We start from the raw sequence: 24,704 nt of genomic DNA, 5'->3' as shown, positions 1-24,704 counted from the left end.
AATACCTGATTTATTAAAAAATAATGTCTGATAAGAAAATAGAGTTGATGGCTCCTGCTGGGAATTTTGATTCTTTGCAAGCAGCGTTAGATAATGGAGCAGATTCAATTTATTTTGGAGTAGATCAGTTGAATATGAGGGCTCGTTCTTCCATAAATTTTGTTTTGGATGATTTGGAAGAAATTGTCAGCAGATGCGGTTTGAAGGGAGTAAAATCATATCTCACTTTAAATACCATCATATACGACAACGATTTGTATGTTATAAAAACTCTTATTAACAAAGCAAAAGAGGTTGGTATTACGGCTGTTATAGCTTCAGATCAAGCAGTGATAAACTACGCTTTCTCTCAGAATATGGAAGTTCATATCTCTACTCAGTTAAATATTACCAATATAGAGACGGTTAAGTTTTATTCTAATTTTGCCGATACTATGGTTTTGAGTAGAGAGTTGAGTTTGAGTCAGATCGCCAAGATAACAAAGCAGATAAAAGTACAACAGATAAAGGGACCTAGTGGTAATTTAATAGAGATAGAGATTTTTGGTCATGGAGCTCTTTGTGTGGCGGTTTCTGGTAAGTGTTATATGAGTTTACACACTTATAATTCTTCGGCTAATAGAGGGGCTTGTAAGCAAAATTGTAGAAAAAAATACACAGTTATAGATAAAGAGTCTGGGGTAGAGTTAGAGATTGACAATGAGTATATAATGTCTCCAAAGGATTTGTGTACCATAGATATAATAGATCAAGTTATTGGTTCTGGCATTAATATCTTGAAGATAGAGGGTAGGGGTAGGGCTCCAGAGTATGTCTCTAAGGTAATATCTCAATACAGAGAAGCTATAGATGACTATTATTTGGGTAATTATTCTGTAGAAAAGGTAAATAATTGGATTACAGAATTAAAAAAAGTTTATAACAGAGAGTTTTGGTCTGGTTATTATCTAGGTCAGAAATTGGGTGAGTTTAGTAAACACAGTGGTTCTCACGCCACTCAGAAGAAAGTTTTTGTAGGTAGGGGATATCACTATTACTCTGATGCTAGGATAGGAGAATTTGAGATTAACGCTTGTGATGTGGCAGTTGGAGATAATCTTATAACTATTGGTCCTACTACTGGAGTCAAGGAGTTTAAAGTGAAATCTATTATGGTAAACGATGAGATAGTAGATGTAGCCAAAAAAGGCAATAGATGCACTATCCCTGTCGATTTTATCATAAGGTCTTCCGATAGACTGTATAAGATTATGGAAGTTTAAAGCCGATGGTTATAATCACTTTTAATAGAGATAGATGCATAGGTTGTAATTACTGTGCGGATTTGTGTCCAGCAAACTGGAAGATGAATAGGAAAGATGGAAAGAGTACACTTATAAAATCCGTAAATAAAAATAGAATTCACGTTTTAAAGACTTACGATGAAAGTGTATACGACGATAATAAAAACGTGGCGGAGATATGTCCAGTCAAGATAATCAACGTGATAAAGATAAATAAGTAACAGCTTTTTCAGGATAGTGTCCTTAAAAATCAAACTCTACAACCACAGGACAGTGATCTGAGTGTTTTACATCGCTCAAGATATAGGCTCTACTCATTTTTTTAGCTAGAACATCACTCACTAAATGATAATCTATCCTCCATCCCTTATTATTGTTTCTAGAATTAGCTCTATAACTCCACCAAGTGTAATTATGTGGCTCCTTTACAAAATGACGAAAGGAATCTACAAAGCCACTATTTATAAATTGATCTAACCACATCCTCTCCTCTGGCAAAAATCCAGAAGTGTTTTTGTTAGCTATAGGATTGTGAATATCTATGGCTTTATGACATATATTATAATCTCCACAAACCAAGAGATTAGGATGTGTCTTTTTTATATCATCCACATGTTTTTGAAAATGATCTAGAAAATTCATCTTAAATTCCAATCTATCCATATTTGTAGCAGATGGAACGTAAACACTCATTATAGATAACTCTTCTAAATCTATACGGATAACTCTGCCCTCACGATCTACATCATTAATACCTATTCCTTTTTCTATATGCAGAGCTTTTTTTTTACTCAAAATACCTACACCACTATAACCTTTCTTCTCTGCAGAGAACCAATAAGAATTGTAATTCAACTTTTTGAAAAAATCTAAGTCTAATTGAAGCTCATCGATCCTTATCTCCTGCATACAGATAATATCAGCATTTACAGATTCTATCCATTGATATAATCCCTTATTTATAGCTGAACGTATGCCGTTTAAATTATAAGATATTATCTTCATGAAGTAATAATTAATTTTGCCCCAAAGTAATAACTAATTAAACAATTGGAATTAAGACTGTAATTCGTACTCTCCGTACTCATTCATTTTAACGACACCTGACTCCAACATAATAGTTAAACATTCAAGCAACTCTTGCTTATCCCTATTTTTTGTAATGTCTATTATTTCACGAGAAGTATGAGCTTTTGAATTAAGTATACTTTTTATCTCATCGGAAATAGATAAATATCTTTTACTGTCAACCCCTGTTCTTTTTTTATCTAGACAAACATCACAAACACAACACTTACAAACTTGTTTTTCTCCAAAATATTTCAATAACTGAACACTTCTACAAATATTATTATCAGAGACATAGTCTATAATACTATTGAGACGATCGATATTTCTTTTGTTATTAGATTCTATATTTTCTCGTATTGTACTTATGGTATCCCCATCTTGCCTAGGAACCAAAAATTTGATAGTCTGTATGGCATGCGCTTTATCATAAAGTATTATGCCATCTTTGCTCAATCTCTCAAGATTTTTGTTCAAATCGTATATATTAATTCCTGATCTCTCAGATAACAGGCCTATATCTACATTCACAAATTTACTGTTTATGCCAGCATAACTCCTCAATATGGTTTTTACAGTATTATCCAAATAAGTATTTACCTGTAAATATTCAAATATATAATCACTATCTACATTGAACATTATCTTGGTTTGCCTCTTCTCTCTCTCGGAGAAAAAAATTATCCTCTCTCTGTGTAATAGACGTAAAACATTAAAAACTTTTATAAAGTTTAAATCCTTTTTATTACAGAAGTCTCTTATGTAGAAAGGGAGCTTGTCTTTTATGATTTCTCCCTTGGGTATTTGCAAGTAATTGCAAAGCCCTATATAAGTATCCCTTACTACCTCAAAAGAAGGAAGGGTATTGTAGAACATCTCTTCTAACTGATCTGCATCATTGGAATTCACAATCATTATGCAATAGGATTTTTCATTATCCCTGCCTGCTCTTCCAGCTTCTTGAAAATAAGCCTCCATACTATTTGGAATATCCATATGGATTACAAACCTCACATTTGGCTTGTCTATACCCATACCAAAAGCATTTGTAGAGACTATCACCCTTATTTCTTCTCTTTTCCAAGAGTTTTGTTTTTCTGTTTTGTCTTTACTATCTATTCCAGCGTGATAAAAATCTGAAGAGATAGATTGACTATTTATAAAATCAGAGATTTCTTTTGTACGTCTCCTGTTTTTAACATAAACGATTCCTGTACCACTCGTCTTTTTAAGTATACTGATCAAACGATGATTTTTATCTTCTTCACTTAAAACTACATAGGCTAGATTTTTGCGTTCAAAGGATTTTTTGATTACATTTTTTTTTCTAAATAGAAGTTGTTTTTGTATATCATCAACAACATGAGGCGTTGCAGATGCGGTTAATGCAAGGACTGGAACATCTGAGCGAATAACAGATCTTATATTAGCTATCTCCAAGTAAGAAGGCCTGAAATCGTATCCCCATTGTGAAATACAATGAGCTTCATCAACTGCTAATAGAGATACTCTCATGTATGAAACGTATTCTCTAAATTGCTTGGATGATAATTTTTCTGGAGATAAATAAATGAACTTTATATTACCATTTTGAGCGTCTTGCAAAAGACCATGTATCTCATTATTTGTATACTCACTCGTTATAGCTACAGCACTTATACCTTTTTTTGTAAGTGTGTCTATTTGATCCTTCATGAGTGATATCAATGGAGATATCACTATGCAAACACCCTCTCTAATAATAGCTGGAATCTGAAAACAAATGGACTTACCTCCACCGGTAGGCAACAGAGCTAGAGTATCTTTTCCTAGAAGGATATCGTTGATTATATCTTCTTGAACAGGACGAAAAGAATCATAAGCCCAGTATTTTTTTAACACTTCTAAAGGAGTGTTATCATTATTAATGCTATTTTGATTACTTATCGAAGACATATTTTTATTGCTTAATAAATAACCGCTTTCAATGCTATTGATATAGCTGAATTAGCCCTTCAACAGTAATGATAAAGAAAAATAAACTCTAAAAGAATTCTCAATTAGATTCTATAATTTTAGCAATGGATAATAATTCCTGGTCCTTAAAATTATCTGTCATAATTTGAATGCCTATAGGCAGACCCTTTTCATCTTCTGACAGAGGTACAGATATGGCAGGTATCCCAGCTAAATTAGCATGTACTGTAAAAATATCATCCAAATAATCCGATGTAGAACTTACATTAGATCTATCTATATCAAAAGCTGTGGAAGGGCTTACAGGAGATAAAATGCAATCGTAATGATCAAATATCTCATTAGTATAATTTTTAATTAAGGCCCTTACCTTCTGACCCTTGATATAATAATCGTCATAACAACTTGAACTCAATACAAAAGTTCCTAAAAGTATACGTTTCTTAACTTCATCTCCAAAACCCTCTGTCCTAGATTTTATATATAAATCCTCTAAGTTTGTAGCAGACTCACTTCTATATCCATAATGAATTCCATCAAAACGAGATAGATTAGAAGAGGCTTCAGCTGTAGAAAGGATATAATAACAAGGAGCTAAGTATTTCAAATAAGGAAAATCTATGTTTTCTACTGTATGTCCTTCAGACCTCAATTTATCGAGCTTTGTCATAAACTTTTCCCTAATAATAGGAGATAGACCTTCAGCCTCTATAACTTCTCTAAAATAGACCATCTTTTTATGAGGCGTATTAGATTTAGTCGTATTTGTCTTTTTTTTATCCAAAACGCAAGTAGTATCGTAATCATCTTTACCTGAAACTACTTCATTTACAAATGAGATATCATCTACAGAATTAGCTAATACCCCAATCTGATCAAAAGAAGAAGCAAATGCTATGAGACCATGACGAGAAAAAGCTCCATAAGTAGGCTTAAACCCTACAACTCCACAAAAGGAAGCAGGTTGACGCACAGATCCTCCTGTGTCTGAGCCCAAAGACACATGACACATGCCAGCTGAAACCGAAGCTGCTGAACCACCAGAAGACCCTCCCACAACTTTTGTCCTATCAATTGGATTCCTGGTAACTCCATAATAAGAGTTTTTATTTGCAGAGCCCATGGCAAACTCATCACAGTTTACCCTACCTATAACGATGGCATCCTCAAGTAATAATCTTTCGAGTACCGTAGCTGTAAAAAGTGATTTAAAGTTTTGTAAAATCCTAGAAGCCGCTGTTAAACTGTGATCCTTATAACAGATATTATCTTTAATAGATAATACCATACCTGCTAAACTGCCCGCTTTTCCTAGCTTTATCTTCTCATCTATCTCCTTTGCTCTCTCAATAGCCTCAGAAGAAAAAACCTCAATAAATATATTGAGGTCTCTATTTTTTTGATCTATTATAGATAAAAAAGAATCTACAACATTCAAACAAGTAAGCTGACCGGAAAGCACAGCCTCCCTGGTCTGTTTAAAATCTAAAAGTTTATCCAAATTTCACCAAAAATTCAGTAGTTTATTTATCGCCCTTGTCTTTCTCATCTAAGAGAGAATCTTCCTTAGTGGATTTCTTAAATTCTCTGATGCCTCCACCAATACCTCTCATCAATTCGGGTATCTTTCTACCTCCAAACAAAAGAAGAACAGCAAGCAACACAAGAGCAGCCTGCCAAGGACCAAATACACCTAAGATAACCATCTCCATTTTTTATCTATTTTTTCCAGAAACAAAAATAGAAGTTTTTTTTAAAATCATCAAACTATATGAAATATAAACTATGAACATTTGCAAGACAAAACAAAAGTTTTTAAATCTCGAGGCTTTTTAACCTATGTTCTATCATATTTATCTTCTGTACAGTATCACTGTGCTTTTTCCTTTCCATATCAACAACGTTTTTAGGAGCATTTTTAACGAAATTATCATTATTCATTTTTTTCTCTATAGAAGATAAAAAACCTTTAAAATACTCTAATTCACTCTGTAATGACTCTACCTCAGATGAGGAATCTACGTTTTGAGATAAGGGTATAAAATATTCATCAGAATCTACTATAAAAGAATTAGATCCTTCCATATTATTAGTTACAGATTCTATTTTTCTAACATTACACAACTTAATTATAGCACCATCGAAAAAATCATTTCTACCTTTTTTAGACATGACAAATAATTCTAATTCTTGCCTATTAGGAACATTGTTTTTCTTCCTAATATTTCTCACAGAACTTACAACCTTTACCATATTGTCAAATATTGGCAATAAAGAATCATCAATAGTATTATATATCTCCGGCTCACTTGAAATAATAATAGCCTCTCGAACGGTCCTATCAGATAATGATTGCCAAATATCCTCTGTGATAAAAGGCATAAAAGGATGCAATATCTTCAATATTTTTTCGAAATTTTCTACCGTTTTAGAATAAGTAACCTCATCTATAGGCTCCCCATATTTAGGTTTTACCAGCTCTAAATAGTAAGAACAAAAATCATCCCAAATAAACTTATACAAAATCATCAATGATTCTGAAATTCTATGCCTACTATAAGAAAACTCTAAGTCTTTTAAGACCTTATTCGATTTGACATCAAACCACTCTAATACCCTTTGGCCTAATAAATCTATCTCAACTTTATCTGAAACCTCCCAACTCTTAATCAACCTGAAGGCATTCCATATTTTATTAGCGAAATTTCTGCCCTGCAAACACAATTTTTCGTCGAATAATAAATCGTTGCCAACCGATGAACAAAACAACAGACCCGTTCTAACAGCATCTGCACCGTACTCCTTTATCAAAGACAAAGGGTCTGGAGAATTACCTAGAGATTTAGACATCTTTTTGCCCTCCTTATCTCTAACTATTCCAGTGAAATAGACATCTTTAAAAGGCTTTTTATCAGTCCAGTGATACCCTGCCATGATCATCCTAGCAACCCAAAAAAATATTATATCAGGACCTGTAACCAATTCTCGCGTCGGATAGTAATACTCTATATCCGCATTATTAGGATTCCTTATCCCATCAAATACAACTATTGGCCACAACCAAGATGAAAACCAAGTGTCCAACACATCTTCATCTCGTATTAAATCCCTCTCCGAAATAGAGTCATTCTTATCTTTAGCCAAGACTAAAGCTTCATCTATATTTTTAGCTACTACATAATCGTTTATCCCCTCGCCATAGTAGTAAACTGGAATTTGATGTCCCCACCACAATTGCCTAGATATATTCCAATCCCTTATATTTTTTAACCAATGATTATAGGTATTTTTATACTTGTCTGGAACTAGTGAAATCTCGCCATCCGATACAGATTTAAGCGCTACATTTGCCATAGTTTTCATCTTCAAAAACCACTGACAAGATATCTTCGGCTCTATTACACAACCCGTTCTTTCAGATACCCCAACACTATTATCGTAATCTTCTACCTTTTCTAAAAGGCCTATACTCTTTAACTCTTCTACTATTTCTTTTCTTACTGCAAACCTATCTTTACCTCTATAGTGCAAACCATTTTCATTGAGAGTGGCGTCGTCATTGAATATATTTATAAACTGTAATTTGTGCTTATCGCCTATTTTCTTATCATTTACATCATGACACGGCGTTATCTTGAGACATCCTGTACCAAAATCTACATCCACATATTCATCTTCTATTACGGGGACAGGCCTATTTGTAATAGGGACGATTACATTTTTCCCCTTCAAATTAGAATATCGACTATCATTTGGATTGATACATATGGCAGTGTCTCCTAATATAGTTTCAGGACGAGTAGTAGCTATAACTACATATTGATCCGTATTCTCTACTCTGTACTTTATATAAAATAATTTGGATTTTTTTTGAATGTGAATTACCTCTTCATCAGAAATAGTAGTTTGTGCTTGGGGATCCCAATTTATCATGCGGTATTCCCTATACAACAAGCCTTGCTCGTGTAGAGAGATAAATATGTTACACACAGATTCTGAAATATCTTCATCCATGGTGAATTTAGTTCTCTTCCAATCACAAGAAACACCTATTTTCTTGAGTTGATTTAAGATGATATCCCCGTGTTCTTGTTTCCACTCCCAAGCATATTCTAAGAATTCTTCTCTGGTTAAATCTTTTTTTTCTATCCCCCTATCCTTTAATCTCTTGACAACCTTAGACTCAGTAGCAATAGAAGCGTGATCTATACCAGGGATCCAACAAGCGTTGTAACCCTTCATCCTAGCTCTGCGTATTAAGACATCCTGTATGGTATTATTCAACATGTGTCCCATGTGTAAAACCCCAGTTATATTAGGAGGAGGCATCACTATAGTATAAGATTCTCTACTGTCTGGAATGGAGTAAAAATACCCCTTCTCTAACCAGTAATTATACCATCTATCTTCAACTTGTTCATGTTGATATCTCTCAGATATTTCTTTCATAAAATTTTTAGTGCAGTTATTATATCACCATTTTTGTATGAAGGTAAATGTATCCATCATCAGAGCAATACCGATATGAACTAGACATCCTCCTAAGATATTTTTACTTTTTAAGGCTAAGATTCCTAAAATATACCCTCCAAATATTGAACTTATAGTCTCTAATTCGGGTTTGCCAAAATGAATAAAAGCATAGGTCGCTGTCATGGGAAGAATAGCATCTCTGCCTAATGCCCTAGACAAACCTATAACTAAGACACCTCTGAACATAAACTCTGTAGATATGAAACTTATAGAATAACACATCTCATACAAAGAGAAAGCCACAGTTTTACTTATTCCAAGTGAACCATCATCTGTATTGACCCTAAAAGTTGGATAGTAATTGAGGAAATCCTCTTGAATAGATCCTAATAATATGATAGGAAACATAATGGCCAACATCCACACATAGGGTAAGATATTTACATTTTTGATATTTAGACCGTAATAAGCCTCCCATCTCTTCTTGTAGAATATAATGCTAAAAAGACCAAAACAAATAGCATAAAATATAAACTCTTCAATGTTTATGGCCAGACTCCTAATGAAATGATTTTGAACATGATTTTCTAATCTAGGAAAAAAACTAACAAAAGTAGATCCTAGAGCTATAGACATTATGACCAAAAAGAAAATGCTTTTTATCCAAAAATAAGACCGTTTTAACTTGTGCTCTTTGCCAGTTAAATACATCTTTGGTATTAGTATTCCGTAATACGCAAAAGAGTAAAGAGCAAAATAATATACTATACGTATATGCTGAGGTTGCACCATTATCACAGAATTATCGAAATCAAAACGATAATTTAAATATATGGTTACAGACATGAATATTAAAAAGTATAAATAACTCTTAATATTAAAATCTAGGGCCACAAACTTCAATATGGCCCTATACATCTCCTTCATATAATCCTACTTAAACAAAACCCTTATTTAATATTTTGGTGGAATTATATTTTTTTTATCCGTAAAAAAAATTAGATGTTTTCTTTTACCCTATACCACTTCTGAGTACGAAAAAACAGGAATATATAACCCCTGACATACAATACATCATAATTACTTGCATCCATCCACATTTTGCAATCATAAAACTTTCCATTACCTGGATCTAAAATAGATCCATCTTCGTACTCTCCATCATCGTATTCCATTTCTTTAACAATTTCCATGCCTACTACAGGCTGATTTTTCAAAGATCCAGGACATTTATCACAAACAGGATTTTCATCGCCCTTCTCTCTATTTAACAACTCTACTATCTTTCCGTATATTTTACCATCTTGCTTCATGTAAAGTTCAACTATAGACTTATCCTTTCCAGTCTCATCATCTACAGTTCTCCATTTACCTTCTATACTTTGAGAAAAAGCACAATTAGCAGATAATAACAATACCATTACTAATTTGATCTTGAAGTACAATTTCATAATCTTTATATTTTATTTATTTTTTTATTAAACCATCTAACAATGTAAATATCGATTTACTCGAAGGTCTTGGAGCATTAGCGTCAATTATATTTCCTTCAGAATCGATCAAAATAAAATGGGGAATACTTTTAACTTTATATTCAGAAACAAAATTAGATTTTCGGGCGTTATCTGCTATTAGTTGTACTCCTGACATCTCTTTATCTCCGACCATTTTTTTCCAATTTTTATTTCCTTTTTCACCTTCATCTACAGAGATACTTACAAATTCTATACCTTTCCCTCTGTATTTCTCTTCCAATTCCATTAAATATGGAATTTCATTTACACAAGGCCTACACCAAGTTGCCCATATATCTATGTATACTATTTTACCTTTGAAATCATCTAAAGATGTTTTTTCTCCATTGTAATTTTCGTAATCAAAAAATTTAGGAGATTTATTCCCCTTATCTAAACCATTATTGCCATAAACTGGCACTTCAGACGTTTTATCATTATCATACATTAAATAACCCAACCCAGTCTCGTGATCTGGAGTTCCCCATTTACCTTCTATGCTTTCAGAAAAAGCACAATCAGCAGATAATAACAATACCATTACTAATTTGATCTTGAAGTACAATTTCATAATCTTTATATTTTATTTATTTTTTTATTAAACCATCTAACAATGTAAATATCGATTTACTCGAAGGTCTTGGAGCATTAGCGTCAATTATCTTTCCTTCAGAATCAATCAAAATAAAATGCGGAATACCTCTAACTTTATACTCAGAGACAAAATTAGATCTCCAGCCGTTATCTGCTATTAATTGTATTCCTGACATCTCTTTATCTGCGACCATTTTTTTCCAATCTTTATATCCTTTTTCACCTTCATCTACAGAGATACTTACAAATTCTATACCTTTCCCTCTGTATTTCTCTTCCAATTCCATTAAATATGGAATCTCATTTATACAAGGCCTACACCAAGTTGCCCATATATCTACGTATACTATTTTACCTTTGAAATGATCTAAAGATGTTTTTTTTCCATTATAATTTTCGTAATCAAAAAATTTAGGAGATTTACTACCCTTATCTAAACCATTATTGCCATAAACTGGTACTTCAGACGTTTTATTATCATTATCATTATCACACGTTAAATAACCCAATGTCAGAGAAAACAACAACAACATAATGGGCGCAAATATCCATAGTTTAACTATCTTTTTCATTTTAATATTTTTTTTGATTACTCCTCTAAATTAACAATGAGCTTATAAGGTTTCTAAAACTTATAATATATCGCAGATGCTTTGCTCATAATTACCCTAAAATAAAATTGTATAAAAGGGGAAACCTCTAGAATTTCATACAACTTACATAGAAATTCATACCCGCACAAATGTAATACTATAATTGTAATAACATAAAAAAACACTGATTGCTAATTGATCTGAATCCTACAAAATATTTTATTTTAAAAATAGAGTTTAATAGTTTTTAAACTAAAGCAGTATAGATAAAAAGAAGAAGCCTCAACTAATATCTTGCCTGTCATGCCTTTCTGTTCTGAATTGTATATAAAAGTCATAAGTCTTTTTTCATCGAATTTCACCCCACTCCCTCACATAACCTGGATTATTCATGGTTTTATTTCAATATTTGATATGAGGTGTTAATTTTAAAGGGGTTTAACTAAATCTAGACCACTTTAGATATTCCCCAAAAATGAGGAATAAAAATAAATTGTTTATAAACAGAGTTAGATGGATAATTCCTTATAAATACTGAATAAAACAATACTTTTAATCTAAAAAAATCATATGACTATGAATAATCTGGGTTAAATAGTGCGGCATCAATTCTTTTTACATAGAGAACATCCTTCTTTAATAGTTGCTTTTACTTTTAAGCTCTTTATTGGTTTTATTAGACTTACCCAGATTAATAAGATCATCTTTTGAACAGCTCAAAAAAAAGATTAAATCAGTAATATAAATACTGAAATATGTTGTGGTTTTTTCATAATTTTTGTCCTGATATTTTTCTGTGTTTGAGGAAATAAGTTACTAGCTTTGTAACTAAAATCAACAATTTCACGAAAAAATTATCTAAAAAATCAAATTATTAAACTCATCATGTTCATCAAAAAAATATCAATATTCATATTCTTATTAATTGTGGTGTGTTGTAAGGGACATAGGTGGCCAACAGCTTCAGATCATGAAAGATATCTGAAGGATATAAAAAGGGGAGTAATAGATCCAGAGCTAGTAGGTATTTGGATTCATGTTCCAAAACCTGGAAATGAATTAGATACCATTGATTTAAAAATTTTTAAGAAAAATAAAATATTAAATGAAAAAGTATCCTACTATAAAAAGCTTAAAGAATTTGGATGTAGAGACGGGTACAAGGGGAATCAATTATGGGTATTAGAAAAGAAGGGTATTAAGGGTGTCTATATCAGCATATACGATTATTATCCGCCTGATAATAAGCCTTATACATTTATGATGTCAGTAATAAATTACACCATTAAAGGAGACAGTTTTTTTGAACCATTTGGAACAGAATTCACAAAATTAGAGAAATACGATAAAGAGATGTATGATAAATTATTAAAAACAGATCTTCCCTGTATGGATTTATCTACTATAAATAATGACTAAACACAAAAGGATCTCTTCTATTAACTAGTCTGTATTTTTTTTTACTATAATTCACAGTAGAATAATAGAATATCCATGCCCATTACTACTTTTACCTAATCTTAACCTGGATTATTCATGGTTATATTTCAATTTAGGCATAAAGTGTTAATTTTAAAGGCCTTTACCCCAAAATCAACCACTTTAGATAAAGCCCAAAAATGATGAATAAAAACACATTAGTTATGACCTGAGTTAGATTAGCATTTACTTATAAATGCTTAATAAAAACGATAAATTTAACCTGAAGATTCATACAGATTATGAATAATCCAGGTTAAATAAAAATCAATACAGCCGAATTTAGTCTTAGAAAATATTTGCCAAAATAAACATGCTAAAAGTATTTTATACCTTCGTGCGCTTATTTTAAACCTTTACGTAGATCTGAATGGGAGAAAACCACACTCATTATAATTATGAATCACCTTTGAGAGAGGATGCATTTTTACTAGACGATTCGGAAAAAATTCTCAGAATAGAGAAGAGCTTTAGAGATATTATGTTAACTCTAGGTTTAGATATGAACGATGATAGTCTTGCTGGAACTCCTAAAAGAGTTGCTAAGATGTTCGTAAAAGAATTATTTTCTGGGCTAAAACCAATGGATAACGAACACTCATCATTTGATAATAAATACAATTATGGAGAGATGTTAATAGAGAAAAATATCACTCTATATTCCACTTGTGAACATCATTTTCTTCCCATAGTAGGCAAGGCGCATGTAGGTTATATTTCAAACGGAAAAGTTATAGGCCTATCTAAGATAAACAGAATAGTAAATAATTTCTCTAAACGTCCTCAAGTACAGGAGAGATTGACAATTCAGATAGTTAGAGAGATGCAGAAAAACCTGAAAACCCAAAACGTCGCATGTATAATAGACGCCAAGCATTTATGTGTGAATTCAAGAGGGATTAAAGATACTGCAAGTAGTACTATAACTGCTGAATTTGGCGGAGAATTCAAAAATAAAGAGGTTAAAGAAAACTTTTTGAACTACATACAATTAGGAACTATTTTTCACTGAAAAAACTATGAAAGGAGAACTAAAAATATATAATTCGATTACTAAGAACAAGGAGATATTTTCACCTATAAATAATGAAAGTGTGGGAATGTATGTATGCGGTCCTACTGTTTACAATTTTGTTCATCTAGGGAATTGTAGAACTTTTGTGTTTTTTGACATAGTGTATAGATATCTGATTCATCTTGGATATAAAGTGAGATATGTCAGAAATATAACGGATGTAGGTCATTTGGAAGATGATACTGAAGATAGTGAAGACAAGCTATTAAAAAAAGCTCGTTTAGAAAATCTAGAACCTAGAGAGATAGCTCAGAAGTACACCTATTATTTCCATATGATACTCTTACGTTTAAACACTTTGCCTCCTAATATAGAACCTACCGCTACGGGACACATTGCGGAACAGATCGAGATGATAGAAGACATTATCAACGATGGATTCGCATATATATCAAATGGGTCTGTATATTTCGATGTGGTCAAGTACAACGAAAAGTATTCATATGGAAAGCTTAGCCGTAGAGATATAGAAAAGCTGATACATAATTCTAGAGAGCTAAAAGGACAATCTGAAAAAAAGAATTCACAAGATTTTGCCCTTTGGAAAAAAGCCTCTAAAAATCATATTATGCGTTGGAAATCCCCTTGGGGAGAAGGTTTTCCAGGATGGCACATAGAGTGTTCTGCTATGTCTAAAACCTATTTGGGAGATAGTTTCGATATTCACGGGGGAGGTATGGATTTAAAATTTCCTCATCACGACTGTGAAATAGCTCAGTCTAACATAGCTAATAGATCAGAACCTGGAAAATATTGGATGCATACTAATATGTTAACCCTAAATGGAGATAAAATGAGTAAATCTAAGGGTAATGTCTTATTGCCTTCAGATCTCTTTTCTGGTGAAAACTCAATATTTAAAAAGGGATTCTCACCTTCAGCAGTAAAATTATTTATGTTACAAGCCCATTATAGAAGCACATTAGATATATCCGAAGAGGCTTTAGAAGCAGCTGAAAAAGGATATATCAAACTCATGAAGGCTCTATCTGTTTTAGATAGGCTAGCTCCTAGTGAGGAGTCTACTTTCGACGTCAAAAAATGGGTTGACAGCTGTTATGAGGCTATAAATGACGATTTCAACACTTCAGTTTTAATAGCAAATCTCTTTAATCTGACCAAAATAATAAACCGATTAGAACTGAAAACAGAATCAATTTCAAAAGAGGATTTGACACTTTTATCTGAAAAGATTAGAGTATTTATCTTTGAGATTCTAGGCTTAGAGCAATCTGTTTCATACGAAAAAGACAGGTTAAAAGAAGTTTTAAATATTCTAATAGAAGTACGAAATAATGCTAGGAAGAATAGGGATTGGAAATTATCAGATCAGATAAGAGATAAATTGAATGATATAGGGATATCCTTAAAAGATGGAGAAAATCAAACAGATTTTCCAGAATTATAAAAAAACAAACTGGATATATTATTTTTAGAATAACTATATTCGGCTGTCAAATCAAACTTGAAAAATGGCGAAACCTTTTAACTTTAGTCGCCATTTTTATGATATTTTTAATACTAAACACTTTATACTATGAAAATATTTAGCTGTTTGAAAACAGTGGCTCTTCTAAAATTATTACCAGTTGTTCTATTGCTGTTTTCCTGCAATGCATCCAAAGCTCTTTTTGAAAAAGGACAAAAGTTAGAACAGGCTGGAATGCACCAAGAGGCTGTTGAACTGTACCTGAAGTCCTTAAAAGAAGATAACTATAATATAGACGCTCGTATTGCACTAAAAAAAACTGGATTAAAAGCCATTGCGCAGCATTCTAAAAGGATAAAAGACTACTACTCTGAATACGATTATAAAAATGTTGTCAACACTTCCAAAACGGCTAAAAAACTCATAGAAAAATCTAATGAATACAAAGTTAATCTAGAAATAGATGAAGAGACTTTAGGAATAATAGAATATTCTAACGAAAAGTATATAGATAAGTTATTCAAGGAAGCCCAACAGTTACTAATAGACAAACAGTTTACTCTAGCAGAGGATTTATACAAAGAGATATTGAGCGTGGATGAAAATAACGCTGAGGCTACTGAAAAACTAAATTTTTCTAAAAAAGAGCCAATATATCTATCAGCCTTAGAATTTCTAGAAAAGAACAAAAACAAAAAAGCTTATTACCTATTCGAGGAGATAGGCAATTACAGAGATGCTTCCAAATTAAAAGAATTAGCTAAAAAAAGAGCGACTTTCAAGATATTTTTAGCCTCGGTCAACACAATGAGTGGAGATGTATCTTGGAATAGAGAAGCCAAGTTTTTGATAGAAAAAAAATTATCTCTTGTAAAAGACCCTTTTGTTAATTTTTTATTGGGAGATTCGCAATTAGTTTTTTCAGAGGGATACTCTGATGAATACAGAAAAAAAGCTTTAAAACTCGATGCTAGTGCGATCCTTTTTTTAACAATAGAATCAAATGATCATATAGGCAGTCACCATAAACAAACAAAAAAGGGATGGGAAGAGTACAAGTATGAAAAGAAAAATCCCGATACGGGGAGAAAAGAAATCCATACTGGATATGATAAAATATATTACGTAGAACACTCACAGGAAAACAGAGTTAATTTGAAGATAAAAATCAGAATGGAATCGGTTGAAAAAAAACAGATAATATTTTCTGATTATATAGATGGATCTAGAGAAGATAGGGTAAACTACATAGAATACGAAGGCAATAAAGGATCACTTAGAACAGGATATTGGAAACATTTGAATAGCCATAGCGATTCAGATGTGGTAAGAGATTCGTTTTTAGATAGAATTCACGTATCATCTTTGTTAAACGCCAGAAAAGAAATAACCTCTGCAGAGGACATGAAGAGAGATATAATAAATAGTATTTTAGATAATTTATCTAAAAAAATTGTAAGTTTCGACCCCGAAGAAAACTCTTTGTAATGATTAAAAATAGATTTGTCTTATTCACAGTTATAGCATTGTTTTTCAGTTGTGGTAGCTCTAAGAGTTTTAGAGATAAATACAAGGGTAAATTACGCCTAAAATTCGATAGTAAAGAAAAACCAGATTGGATAGGTCAAAAACCTGAATCCTCGGAATATTATACAGGGATAAATATGGTTTCTAAGACACAGTTTCCATATAGTTATGTAGAAAAGGCTAAAAGTAAAGCCCTAGCTGATTTAATAAGTAATATCTCGGTAAATATATCTAGTAATTCTGTCATGACTAGCATAGAGGATAATTTTGAACTATCTGAAGAATTCACTTCTTCTATAGAGTCTTCTTCAAAAGAAGAAATAGAGGATTATGAATTGGTAGACACCTATGAAAGTCCAATAGAATACTGGGTATACTACAGGTTGAATAAAAAAAAACACCATGAAATAATCAGAGAAAAGCAAGATAAAGTATCTCGTAAGGCTATTACCTTAATGACAGATGCTATTAACTATGAAAAAAAATACGATTATAAAAATGCTCTTCAAAGCTATATCAGCGCCATAGAGTTAATAAAACCTTATTGGAATAGCACTTTAGAGACAGTTTATAATGGGGAAAATGTATTTCTCGGAAATGAGTTGATGAAAAAAACTATACAGTTGATATCAGACATACAAATACTCAGAAATACAAATATCATAAAGGTAAAAAGAGCACAGTCCATAAAAAATGAAGCCTCTTTCTCTATAAAGAATAAAAAAGGACATGATCTAAATAACTTGCCTATAGAATGGACGTACTCTAAAGATAAGTGGATCAAAAATATTTACATAAGCAAAGATGGCCTTATTTCGCCCACAATAGACAAAGTTATTTCTTCGAAAGATAAAGAATTTATAGTGGCTAGATTAGATTTAGATAAGATTATAAATGAGGTGAGTAATGATTTTTCTTTAAGAAAAATATTCTCTGCAATGTCTGTGCCTGAAGATGAGATACGCATAGAAATATTAATGCCAAAAATATATGTGGAATCTAATACTCCTATTTTAAAAGAGATCATGATAAATTTTTTAAACAAAAAAAATATTCCTCTATCTGATAAAAAACAATCTGATTTTTCTATATCGATAAATGAAAAAATAAAAAAAACTGGAGCTAATAACAATGGTATACTTCACAGGGCAACTCTAGATATAAGTTATACTGTTTTTAACAATAGAGATAAGATATTCTCTACAAAAGAATTTTTCGAGGGTAAATCCATAGAGAATATAGAGCGAGCTATACAAGACGCTACTTCAGAGGCTATAGACGAATTTAATTATAGAATAGCAAATAGAATATATGACATAATCTTTAAATAATGAGATCAGACAATATCGCAAAAAGTGTATGAAGTTTATTCGTAGGATTGTGATCATATATATTGTTTTAAACAAAAAAACATTGTGTCATATTGTTTTTTATACGTACCTTTGCGTACGCAATATGTGGTGCGGATAAATGTTAAGTTTTTCAATGATTACATTTGAAATGACTTACTAGGCGTTTCTATTTAAAATATCGTATGGACACGTAGCTCAGCTGGATAGAGCATCTGCCTTCTAAGCAGACGGTCACAGGTTCGAATCCTGTCGTGTTCACCAGCTTTTATAATTGGTTGATTCATTAAATAAATATGAAAGTAAAATTATCAATCCTGTCTCTGATATTTATTCTTTTGTATCCTTTGATAACAAAAGGGCAGGTTAAGATAAGCCCAATTTCTCCTTCCTTGAGTATTTTGCTTATCCCACCAGATGCTAGAGCAAATTCTATGGGGAATATTGGAGTTGCTACATCCTCTGATGTCAATTCTTTATTTCACAATCCTTCTAAGATAGCTTTTCATAAAGAAAACAGGACATTTGGACTCAACTATGTTCCTTGGTTTCGTAATTTAATAAGTGATTCATATTTTACGACTGCATCGTATATAGATAAGAGTTTAGGAAAAAATGGAGTTTTGGGTGCAAATTTTATGTTTTTTTCAAGAGGGAAGTTTGATCTAAAAGATGAAGAAAATAAAGACAAAGGCGTTGGAGTCTTAAATTCTTGGAGTATTAAAGGAGCGTATTCATTACAGTTGAATAAATATTTTTCATTGGGAGCTGAATTGCAGTTTGCAGGTGCTGCAACTAGTTCACCAGACGATTTATCTTTGAATTCTGTAAACGCTTTTGTAGGAGGTCTATCTGGTTATTTTGTATCCTCAGTTATTAAAGATCTTCCTTTTTTATCTTCAGGCAGTTCATATAGCCTTAGATATAGAATAGGATTAAACATATCTAACATTGGACCTAAAGTTGGTTCTAATGATGGTAATAATGATTATTTTTCGCCTACTAATATGAAATTAGGTGGATCATTTGATTTTTTTGTGGGAAAAAATACTGTTGTATTTAGTTTAGAATTGAATAAGCTTTTAGTGCCATCTGTACAGCCTGACGGATCACATAACGATATAACTCCTATTTTTGGCATGTTTAAATCCTTTGCTGATGCCCCAGGAGGGTTCTCTGAAGAAATGAGCGAAATCAATATAGGTACAGGAGTGGAATACTCATATAGAAACCTCGTTTTCGCTAGACTTGGTTTCTTTAAAGAAAGTGAAATGAAAGGAGATAGGAGTTTTATCTCTACAGGTATGGGGTTTGGTATTTATGGTGTCCGTATAGACATGTCATATATGTATTCTTTAAGTGAAGAAAATCCTGCCCTGGCAAACACTATTAGGTATTCGGTAAGTTTCGACATAGATAAGATATACGATCAATTCTAAAAGAGTACTAAACTCAAAAACGACACTATCCCATAAAGTGTGTAAATAAGGATTCTGGTCGTTATTTCTCTATCTAAAAATCCATAGCATAAGTATCTCTTTTTTCTAAACGGTTTCTTTAGGATGAATTTATAGGCATTAAAATAGGAGTGCAAAATCACCCCTATTTGCAATAATTACAGCTGTTTTAGCTGCTTTTTGATTAAAGGCTCTGCTTAGGGATTTAAATCGTTTTTAGCTCTCTTTAATAGGGCTTCTCTGCCAAAATAAAGATTAAAAATGAGAAAAATTAAAAGGTAGCTCTACACACTTTATCAGACACTGTCTCAAAACGCCTACTCTTGCTGAGCTTTGGAATACCTTAAAAGATAAAAAGCTAAATTCTAATGGAATAATTTAACGATTTTCCTCTTTATAAGAGTACCTCTTGTCTTTCGGTTTTAGACATGTTTTTGTTTTGTATGTTTATAGATTCTTGATGTATAGCCTTATATATATTCTCTATAAATTCTTTGCTCATTCCCAATCTTTCACCTTCTAGGACCTGTTTATGTAGTATTTCATGCCACCTGGAACTCTGTAAAATACCTACATTATTTTCTAATTTTATTTTTCCTATGCTATTGGAAATTCTCATTCTATGGGTTAGGATATTTAATAATTGAAAATCCAGTTCATCTATATCAGATCTAAGTGATTCTAACTTTTCTATATATTTCAAAGACTTCCCTTGAAGTTTTCTCAATTCTAATTTTCTAATTACCTCTTTTAGCTGTATTGGGGTAATCTGCTGTTTAGCATCACTCCAAGCCTCATCAGGCTTATTGTGAGTCTCTATCATCAAACCGTCAAAATTGAGATTAAAAGCTTTTTGAGATACTGAATATATCCCATCTCTATTTCCACAAATATGTGAGGGATCACAAATGATAGGTATATTTGGAAGTCTCTCTCTCAAAGCAATAGGTAATTGCCATTGAGGTTCATTTCTGTATTTAGTTTTTTTATAAGTAGAAAATCCCCTGTGGATAACTCCAATTTTTTTTAATCCATTAGCATATAATCTCTCTAAGGCCCCAATCCATAATTCTATATCGGGATTTATAGGGTTTTTAACTAAGATAATCTTATCACTGTTTTTTAGAGAGTCTGATATCTCTTGAATAATAAAAGGGCTTGCAGTACTTCTAGCGCCTATCCACAAGATATCTATATCGTATTTTAAAGCTAATTCTATGTGTTTTGGATTAGCTACTTCTGTGGAAGTTAAAAAACCTACTTCATCCTTTACCTTTTTCAACCATTTTAAACCTATCTCTCCTACTCCCTCAAAATTTCCAGGTCTAGTTCTAGGCTTCCAAACTCCTGCCCTAAATACATTTACCCTATTTTTATCTAAACTTTTAGCTATATCTAAAACTTGTTTTTCACTTTCAGCACTACAAGGACCAGATATGAGTATAGGTAATTTGTTAAAAACTTTATTTTTTATCCAATTTTGTTTTTGATTTTTTAAATCCATCCATTTATTTTTTTTTAATTCCTTCTAATACTCTTTTTATATCATTAGATCTTAGTATGTATTTATCTAAGTCGTCAAAGCTCTTTGATTCTATCTTATCCCTGAAATATTCTAAATTTTCTATATACTTGTTTAGAGCCATTAGGATATTATCAGAGTTCTGCCTAAATATTGGAACCCAGGTTTTTGAGGAGCTCTTTGCAAGTCTGACCGTCGAGGCAAAGCCACTTCCAGCCATATTGAATATGGCCTGTTGGTCTTTTTCTATTTCCAAGACTGTGTGTCCTAAGGCAAAAGAGCTTATATGAGATATATGCGATACATATGCTATGTGTTTATCATGTCGTGAAGAGTCCATTTCAATTATATTCATTCCTATTTTCTCATATATGTTTTCTACTAATTCTATGGCTTTAGGGCTGCTCTTTTCCTTGTCGCAAATTATGCATAATTTATTTTTAAAAAGTAAATCAAAGGCAGCTTCAGGTCCAGAGTGCTCCGTGCCTGCGATAGGATGAGTAGCAACGAACTGCTTTCTGTTAGCGTGATTTTTAGTGATACTACAAATACTCTCTTTGGTAGACCCCATATCGAAAATTACAGACGATTCTTTTACTCCATCTAAGATAGATGTAATATACTTATCATTATCGTTTACAGGTAACGCCAAAACTATGACATCAGATTTATCAATAGCTTCCTCTAAAGAGCATACTCTGTCTACTATTCCAAGTTTTATAGCTATATCGGCGTGTTCGAGTTTTTTTTCTACACCCAGTAAAATAGATGGCTTTAATTTTTGTCTCAGAGATAAAGCCATAGATCCTCCCATTAAACCTAAGCCTATAATCGATACTATCATGAATATTATTACTTTTTAAAAATTCTTTCTACCAAGAGTTCAAGAATTTTGGCTGAGAAATACAGAAAGAGATTCTAATGTATTTTTTTTCTCTGCTCCAAATATAAATCTAAGATCGGTATATGAAAAAATATTTATCCGCATGAATTTAACTTTTAAGAAAATATTACTCTTAATAAATTAGTCAATCTTTATATTATATCATATTAAGCATGACTTATATTTTCCTATTATTTCTATATCATTACACTTGCCTTCTAGACTTCTCATTAAGTCACTATAATGGTTTTCGTCTTTAAATAAAAAATCCACTATAAAAGAGTATTCCCAAGGTTTATCGATAATAGGTATAGATTGTATTTTAGTCAGGTTTATGTCTTTACTTGAAAATGTATTTAATATATCTGCGAGATTACCTGGTTGGTGTTTTAAAGAAAATTTTATAGACGCCTTGTCCTTATCTCTTAAGCTCTCAATATTTGTCTTTGCAATTATAAAAAACCTGGTAAAATTATTTTTTTTAGTTTGAATATCTCTATCTATTATGCTCAATTTATAAATATTACCAGCTGTTTCACTCGCGATAGCAGCTATATTAATAAGATTTTCATTTGATATTTTTTTTGCACTCAGTGCTGTGTTTTCCGTTTCTACCAATTTTATATTTGGATATCTTTTTAAATATTCTTCGCATTGTAATATGGCCATAGGGTGAGAATATATCTCTTTTATATCTCCTATGTCTTGACCTTTAATTGTCATTAGACAGTGAGAAATAGACAAGTAATATTCACCTATGACTTTAATATTATTATTCAATATTATAGAATAATTCGATAATATGCTTCCAGCTATAGAGTTTTCTATGGCCATAATAGCGAGATCTACTTTATTTTGATTTATGAGATCAGGCATTTTTCTAAAACTATCGCATTCTACTATATCTATGGGTTGGGAAAAATATTCCATAGCTGCTATGTGATGATAAGATCCTTTAACACCCTGTATGGCAACTGTTTTTTTCATATGAAATGTTTGAAATTATAAATAGCGCAAATTAAAGTTTAGTTCTTATTTTAAAAGCCTTATTTTCACCGATTGACCTTTATTTAAAAACATTATTTTTAGTAAATATTAATCTGAATTAGGGTTGTTGAAAACCTCTTAATTTCTTATTAAATTCGCAGAGATAAAACACTCTAGCTCACTATGAAAAATGACTTACAATATATCATTGACAATAACTCATACGATATAATAGACGTTAGAACAAGAGAAGAATTCCAGGAGAATCACATATCTAATAGCATCAATATCCCTATGCATGAATTACCTGATAAAATTCAAGAGATAAAAAAAAATACTAAGGACATAATTATTTGTTGTAAGTCGGGTCAGAGAAGCCAACAAACAGTTGAGTTTCTAAAGTCCGTTGGAATAAATAACGTCTACGATGGAGGCGGATGGGCTCAAATCGACAATCTAATCAAATAAATATCCTTTTTCAGTATATCTATCCAAACATATGGAAAACCTGAATGTAGCCATTGTCATATTGAATTACAATGGAATAGATCTTATAAAAAAATTCTTACCTTCAGTAATAAAACACTCTTCTAAACAAGCAGATATTTACATAATAGACAATGGATCTTCAGATTGCTCAGCGTCGTTTATAATAGATAATTACCCTGAAGTTAAACTGATAAAACATCAACACAATCTAGGTTATGCCAAAGGATACAATCTAGGTTTAAAAGGGATAACACACGATATTTTTGTATTGCTAAATTCCGATGTGGAAGTAACTCAAAATTGGTTAACTCCCATTATAGATGCTTTCAAACTAGATAGTAAAATAGTGGCCGCACAACCAAAAATATTAGATGCTAAGTCTAAAGATAAATTTGAATACGCTGGTGCTGGGGGTGGCTTTTTAGATAGATTTGCTTATCCTTTTTGCCGCGGTAGGATATTCGACAATGTAGAAACTGATAAGGGGCAATACAATGATCACTGTAATATACTCTGGGCTACAGGAGCTTGTTTCTTTGTCAGATCAAAAGATTTTTTTCAACACGGAGGCTTTGATGAAGATTTTACAGCACATTGGGAAGAAATAGATTTATGTTGGAGGTTTTACAACAGCAAAAAAAATATATCATACATTGGCACTTCTACTGTCTACCACGTAGGTAGCGCTACTAAACTTGGATTCAACGAGAAAAAAGTTTTCCTGAATTTGAGAAATAGCCTTCTCTCTATAGTTAAAAACGCTCCACTTAAATCTCTTGCTATAATCGTGATAAGCAGACTTATACTAGATCAATTACTGTTTTTTAAATTTATTTTTGAAGGTAATTTCAAAAACGCATTACATGTACCTATGGCACACTTTAGCTTTTACAAACTCTTGTTTAAAATCTATAAAAAAAGAGCTAAACATCAAGTGGATAATTACTATAAAACAAATAGCATCCTCCTAAAGTATTATTTTAATATTTAAGTCATATTAACTCTCATTGAGTTTTTATTATTTAT

Annotated in this window: 22 protein-coding genes and 1 tRNA gene; 11 read left to right on the top strand and 12 right to left on the bottom strand. The window is 31.9% G+C overall.

Translation table 11 applies throughout. The features are described from left to right. Window positions 1-23 precede the first annotated feature (23 nt). Both JBKA6_RS06515 and JBKA6_RS06510 read left to right on the top strand, forming a co-directional pair. Window positions 24-1,262: a peptidase U32 family protein gene (locus JBKA6_RS06515; RefSeq protein ID WP_172843114.1), complete on the top strand. Its 1,239-nt coding sequence runs from the start codon at window positions 24-26 to the stop codon at window positions 1,260-1,262. A gap of 5 nt (window positions 1,263-1,267) precedes the next feature. After that, on the top strand, window positions 1,268-1,504 hold the full coding sequence (locus JBKA6_RS06510; RefSeq protein ID WP_096687010.1) for a ferredoxin: 237 nt from the start codon (window positions 1,268-1,270) through the stop codon (window positions 1,502-1,504). A 22-nt stretch (window positions 1,505-1,526) separates the two neighbouring features. Here the strand turns inward: JBKA6_RS06510 and JBKA6_RS06505 are convergent, their stop codons facing one another. The 9 genes from JBKA6_RS06505 to JBKA6_RS06465 all read right to left on the bottom strand — a co-directional run bounded on the left by JBKA6_RS06505 (window position 1,527) and on the right by JBKA6_RS06465 (window position 11,460). Further along, window positions 1,527-2,288, bottom strand: a complete 762-nt coding sequence (locus JBKA6_RS06505) for an exodeoxyribonuclease III (protein WP_096687008.1) — start codon at window positions 2,286-2,288, stop codon at window positions 1,527-1,529. Window positions 2,289-2,339: 51 nt separating this feature from the next. Next, window positions 2,340-4,286, bottom strand: coding sequence for a RecQ family ATP-dependent DNA helicase (locus JBKA6_RS06500; protein ID WP_096687006.1), 1,947 nt, complete (start codon window positions 4,284-4,286; stop codon window positions 2,340-2,342). A gap of 100 nt (window positions 4,287-4,386) precedes the next feature. Then, a complete protein-coding gene (gatA, locus tag JBKA6_RS06495) occupies window positions 4,387-5,808 on the bottom strand; it encodes an Asp-tRNA(Asn)/Glu-tRNA(Gln) amidotransferase subunit GatA (protein ID WP_096687004.1) in 1,422 nt (473 codons plus the stop codon). A gap of 22 nt (window positions 5,809-5,830) precedes the next feature. Further along, entirely contained in the window at window positions 5,831-6,019 is a 189-nt protein-coding gene (tatA, locus tag JBKA6_RS06490) for a twin-arginine translocase TatA/TatE family subunit (protein WP_096687002.1), read from the bottom strand. Between the two features lie 103 nt (window positions 6,020-6,122). After that, window positions 6,123-8,756 (bottom strand): valine--tRNA ligase, encoded by a 2,634-nt coding sequence (locus JBKA6_RS06485; RefSeq protein ID WP_096687000.1) that lies wholly within the window; start codon window positions 8,754-8,756, stop codon window positions 6,123-6,125. A 24-nt stretch (window positions 8,757-8,780) separates the two neighbouring features. Continuing rightward, window positions 8,781-9,707 (bottom strand): CPBP family intramembrane glutamic endopeptidase, encoded by a 927-nt coding sequence (locus JBKA6_RS06480; RefSeq protein WP_096686998.1) that lies wholly within the window; start codon window positions 9,705-9,707, stop codon window positions 8,781-8,783. 71 nt (window positions 9,708-9,778) lie between these two features. Continuing rightward, the gene (locus JBKA6_RS06475) at window positions 9,779-10,231 is read right to left on the bottom strand and encodes a DUF2147 domain-containing protein (RefSeq protein WP_096686996.1); all 453 of its coding nucleotides are present in this window, start codon (window positions 10,229-10,231) and stop codon (window positions 9,779-9,781) included. A gap of 16 nt (window positions 10,232-10,247) precedes the next feature. Continuing rightward, window positions 10,248-10,865, bottom strand: coding sequence for a TlpA family protein disulfide reductase (locus JBKA6_RS06470; protein ID WP_096686994.1), 618 nt, complete (start codon window positions 10,863-10,865; stop codon window positions 10,248-10,250). A gap of 16 nt (window positions 10,866-10,881) precedes the next feature. Continuing rightward, window positions 10,882-11,460 carry a TlpA family protein disulfide reductase gene (locus JBKA6_RS06465; protein WP_096686992.1) on the bottom strand — a complete coding sequence of 193 codons (579 nt, stop codon included), beginning with the start codon at window positions 11,458-11,460 and terminating at the stop codon, window positions 10,882-10,884. Window positions 11,461-12,408: 948 nt separating this feature from the next. Here JBKA6_RS06465 and JBKA6_RS06460 point away from each other — a divergent pair. From JBKA6_RS06460 to porV, 7 genes are all read left to right on the top strand, one after another. After that, on the top strand, window positions 12,409-12,900 hold the full coding sequence (locus JBKA6_RS06460) for a hypothetical protein (RefSeq protein ID WP_096686990.1): 492 nt from the start codon (window positions 12,409-12,411) through the stop codon (window positions 12,898-12,900). Between the two features lie 430 nt (window positions 12,901-13,330). Continuing rightward, window positions 13,331-13,972, top strand: coding sequence for a GTP cyclohydrolase I FolE (folE, locus tag JBKA6_RS06455; RefSeq protein WP_096686988.1), 642 nt, complete (start codon window positions 13,331-13,333; stop codon window positions 13,970-13,972). Between the two features lie 7 nt (window positions 13,973-13,979). Further along, complete coding sequence (cysS, locus tag JBKA6_RS06450) at window positions 13,980-15,443, top strand: cysteine--tRNA ligase (RefSeq protein ID WP_096686985.1); 1,464 nt, start codon at window positions 13,980-13,982, stop codon at window positions 15,441-15,443. Between the two features lie 129 nt (window positions 15,444-15,572). Next, window positions 15,573-16,952 (top strand): tetratricopeptide repeat protein, encoded by a 1,380-nt coding sequence (locus tag JBKA6_RS06445; protein WP_096686983.1) that lies wholly within the window; start codon window positions 15,573-15,575, stop codon window positions 16,950-16,952. Further along, on the top strand, window positions 16,952-18,322 hold the full coding sequence (locus JBKA6_RS06440) for an LPP20 family lipoprotein (protein WP_096686981.1): 1,371 nt from the start codon (window positions 16,952-16,954) through the stop codon (window positions 18,320-18,322). The genes JBKA6_RS06445 and JBKA6_RS06440 overlap by 1 nt, the downstream gene beginning before the upstream one ends. A 205-nt stretch (window positions 18,323-18,527) precedes the next feature. Further along, window positions 18,528-18,604 (top strand) — tRNA-Arg (locus JBKA6_RS06435). 32 nt (window positions 18,605-18,636) lie between these two features. After that, window positions 18,637-19,779: a type IX secretion system outer membrane channel protein PorV gene (gene porV, locus JBKA6_RS06430; RefSeq protein ID WP_096686979.1), complete on the top strand. Its 1,143-nt coding sequence runs from the start codon at window positions 18,637-18,639 to the stop codon at window positions 19,777-19,779. A gap of 412 nt (window positions 19,780-20,191) precedes the next feature. Here porV and JBKA6_RS06425 read toward each other — a convergent pair whose 3' ends face one another. The 3 genes from JBKA6_RS06425 to JBKA6_RS06415 all read right to left on the bottom strand — a co-directional run bounded on the left by JBKA6_RS06425 (window position 20,192) and on the right by JBKA6_RS06415 (window position 23,189). Beyond that, window positions 20,192-21,301, bottom strand: coding sequence for a bifunctional 3-deoxy-7-phosphoheptulonate synthase/chorismate mutase type II (locus tag JBKA6_RS06425; RefSeq protein ID WP_096686977.1), 1,110 nt, complete (start codon window positions 21,299-21,301; stop codon window positions 20,192-20,194). A 4-nt stretch (window positions 21,302-21,305) separates the two neighbouring features. Further along, the gene (locus JBKA6_RS06420; protein WP_096686975.1) at window positions 21,306-22,163 is read right to left on the bottom strand and encodes a prephenate dehydrogenase; all 858 of its coding nucleotides are present in this window, start codon (window positions 22,161-22,163) and stop codon (window positions 21,306-21,308) included. Between the two features lie 201 nt (window positions 22,164-22,364). Further along, window positions 22,365-23,189 carry a prephenate dehydratase gene (locus tag JBKA6_RS06415; protein WP_096686973.1) on the bottom strand — a complete coding sequence of 275 codons (825 nt, stop codon included), beginning with the start codon at window positions 23,187-23,189 and terminating at the stop codon, window positions 22,365-22,367. Between the two features lie 183 nt (window positions 23,190-23,372). On the opposite strand from JBKA6_RS06415, the gene JBKA6_RS06410 reads away from it, so the two are divergent. Together JBKA6_RS06410 and JBKA6_RS06405 are read left to right on the top strand one after the other, a co-directional pair. Continuing rightward, window positions 23,373-23,657: a rhodanese-like domain-containing protein gene (locus tag JBKA6_RS06410; RefSeq protein WP_096686971.1), complete on the top strand. Its 285-nt coding sequence runs from the start codon at window positions 23,373-23,375 to the stop codon at window positions 23,655-23,657. 31 nt (window positions 23,658-23,688) lie between these two features. Continuing rightward, on the top strand, window positions 23,689-24,669 hold the full coding sequence (locus tag JBKA6_RS06405; protein ID WP_096686969.1) for a glycosyltransferase family 2 protein: 981 nt from the start codon (window positions 23,689-23,691) through the stop codon (window positions 24,667-24,669). The last annotated feature ends 35 nt before the right edge of the window (window positions 24,670-24,704 follow it).

Origin of the sequence: Ichthyobacterium seriolicida, assembly GCF_002369955.1 — a bacterium.
Lineage (GTDB): Bacteria > Bacteroidota > Bacteroidia > Flavobacteriales > Ichthyobacteriaceae > Ichthyobacterium > Ichthyobacterium seriolicida.
This window is presented reverse-complemented; position numbering and strand designations above follow the sequence as displayed.